The 1,857-nt window shown below is 38.3% G+C and carries 3 protein-coding genes; 2 read left to right on the forward strand and 1 reads right to left on the reverse strand.

The genetic code is table 11. From position 1 onward, the window contains the following. Positions 1 to 48: 48 nt before the first annotated feature. Positions 49 to 288 (reverse strand): helix-turn-helix domain-containing protein, encoded by a 240-nt coding sequence (locus ACQRDX_RS09215; RefSeq protein ID WP_074412900.1) that lies wholly within the window; start codon positions 286 to 288, stop codon positions 49 to 51. Between the two features lie 182 nt (positions 289 to 470). Between ACQRDX_RS09215 and ACQRDX_RS09220 the strand changes: the two genes are divergently transcribed. Both ACQRDX_RS09220 and ACQRDX_RS09225 read left to right on the forward strand, forming a co-directional pair. Then, positions 471 to 1,220: an XRE family transcriptional regulator gene (locus ACQRDX_RS09220; RefSeq protein ID WP_074412899.1), complete on the forward strand. Its 750-nt coding sequence runs from the start codon at positions 471 to 473 to the stop codon at positions 1,218 to 1,220. Between the two features lie 15 nt (positions 1,221 to 1,235). Then, entirely contained in the window at positions 1,236 to 1,766 is a 531-nt protein-coding gene (locus ACQRDX_RS09225) for a hypothetical protein (RefSeq protein WP_427896593.1), read from the forward strand. Positions 1,767 to 1,857: the final 91 nt, after the last annotated feature.

The following is a 1,857-nucleotide window of genomic DNA, read 5'->3' on the forward strand; positions in this document are numbered from 1 at the left end:
ATTGTCATTCAGTGTTACGTTGATGAGTTCGTTCATACTAACTCCTCTCTATGCCAATGATTGTTCCATTTCGGGAACGTCGTTGTCAAAAAAAATAGTGATTTTTTCCATTGGTAGCCCAAAAATCAGAGTAATTTGAGCTAGCTCATCAGCACCAATAGAGACAATACCATTTTCACGTTTAGCGTATGGTGTCCGTGTTTTCCATCCCATGCGGTGAGCTACTTCATCCTGCGTCATCCCGCTTGCGATACGTTCAGCTTTCAATCGTTTTAAATTGATTGTCATACCGTGTTCTCCTTTTTGTTATTTTAGTTCCCGTTTTGGAACGATTTTATTATATACCCATGCGTTCCACTTTGTCAACCCATTTTTTGAAAAAAATAACAAAAAATGTTTTTTATCGTTCCTCTTGTATATTTTTGGGAACGGTGTTATAATAAAATCATCAAATCAAAGGAAAAAGAAACATGAGAACTAATGATGAAATCATTTCACTTATTCAAGAGAATATAGATGAAAAAGGGTTGTCAATGAGTGAATTAGCTAGGCGTGTTGGAATTGCAAAATCTACCATGTCTAGATATTTCAATAAAACAAGGGAATTTCCGTTAAACAGGGCTGATGACTTTGCTAAAGTTTTAGGCATTACTCCTGAATACTTACTAGGGATCCAAAAAGTAAACAACGAGGCTCAAGCTGAATTAGGTCCTATATACGAAAAACTAGAATTATCTAGAAAAGAAAAAGTCCTAGACTTTGCCAAGGCTCAATTAGAGGAGCAAGAAAAACCTAAAGTAACATCTATCTTTGACAAGTTCCAATCAGAAGACAATGAGGACTATGTCACTGATTATGTTGAGGGGCTGGTTGCTGCTGGCCGTGGTACATTCCAGGAGGACAATCTACACATGGAGGTTAGACTGCGTGCCAATGACGTTCCTGAAAAATATGACACCATTGCCAAAGTAGCAGGCGACTCCATGGAACCATTGATAGAGGATAATGATCTACTCTTTATCAAAGTTACAAGCCAGGTGGACATCAATGATATTGGTATCTTCCAGGTAAACGGCAAAAACTTTGTCAAAAAGTTAAAGCGTGACTATAGTGGGGCTTGGTACCTACAAAGTCTAAACAATAGCTATGAGGAAATCTATCTAACAGAAGATGATGACATCAGAACTATTGGAGAAGTCGTAGACATCTATAAACCATAATCAAAGGAGAATATCATGAAAAAATTGAAATTGTTTGGAGTGGGCTTTTTAGCCCTTGCTGCCCTTGGGTTTATTTTACAAGCTCTAGGTCTTGCACCTAAGACAGAAACACCTCAAGTGACTACTCAGACTACCACTACTGAGCAGAGTTCGACATCTGAAAGCTCATCTACTGAGACAACTGAACAAAGCTCTGAAAAGGTTGCCTATGATGTAGCTGAAATGAATGTCAAAATCTCAGATAGTTTCAATGAAAACATCCAGTTCAACCAAGAGGGAGCTGATGGCTATGATTGGACAGCTCACATCTACGAACTCAAACTAAAAGATAATGGAGCTATCAATGCTACTGTCAATGACAGTTTTTCAACTCTGTCAGATACAGAAAAAACTGAGGTCTTGAATAGCGTTAGCAGAGCTGTCAATATGGTTGTTTTCTTAGAAACAGAAGAAGACAAATCATATTTCATCACTGCATACGATCAGGCAGGAAATAAAGTGGCACAGTCACACATGACCAATGTGCTTGAATATGATTTTGAGTAAATAAAAAAGCCCCACGCTCTCAAAGTTTGGCGACTCAGAGCGTGAGGCAGGTATTCAGGAAAACTTTCAAAAGAGGCTATCTTTTGAGGTG

The organism is Streptococcus sp. SGI.013 (assembly GCF_050315295.1).
In the GTDB taxonomy this organism is placed as follows: Bacteria; Bacillota; Bacilli; order Lactobacillales; family Streptococcaceae; genus Streptococcus; species Streptococcus porcorum.

Coding starts and splice junctions, on each gene's coding strand:
- ACQRDX_RS09215 (WP_074412900.1), bottom strand. CDS start 288: ATGACAATCAATTTAAAACGATTGAAAGCTGAACGTATCGCAAGCGGG.
- ACQRDX_RS09220 (WP_074412899.1), top strand. CDS start 471: ATGAGAACTAATGATGAAATCATTTCACTTATTCAAGAGAATATAGAT.
- ACQRDX_RS09225 (WP_427896593.1), top strand. CDS start 1,236: ATGAAAAAATTGAAATTGTTTGGAGTGGGCTTTTTAGCCCTTGCTGCC.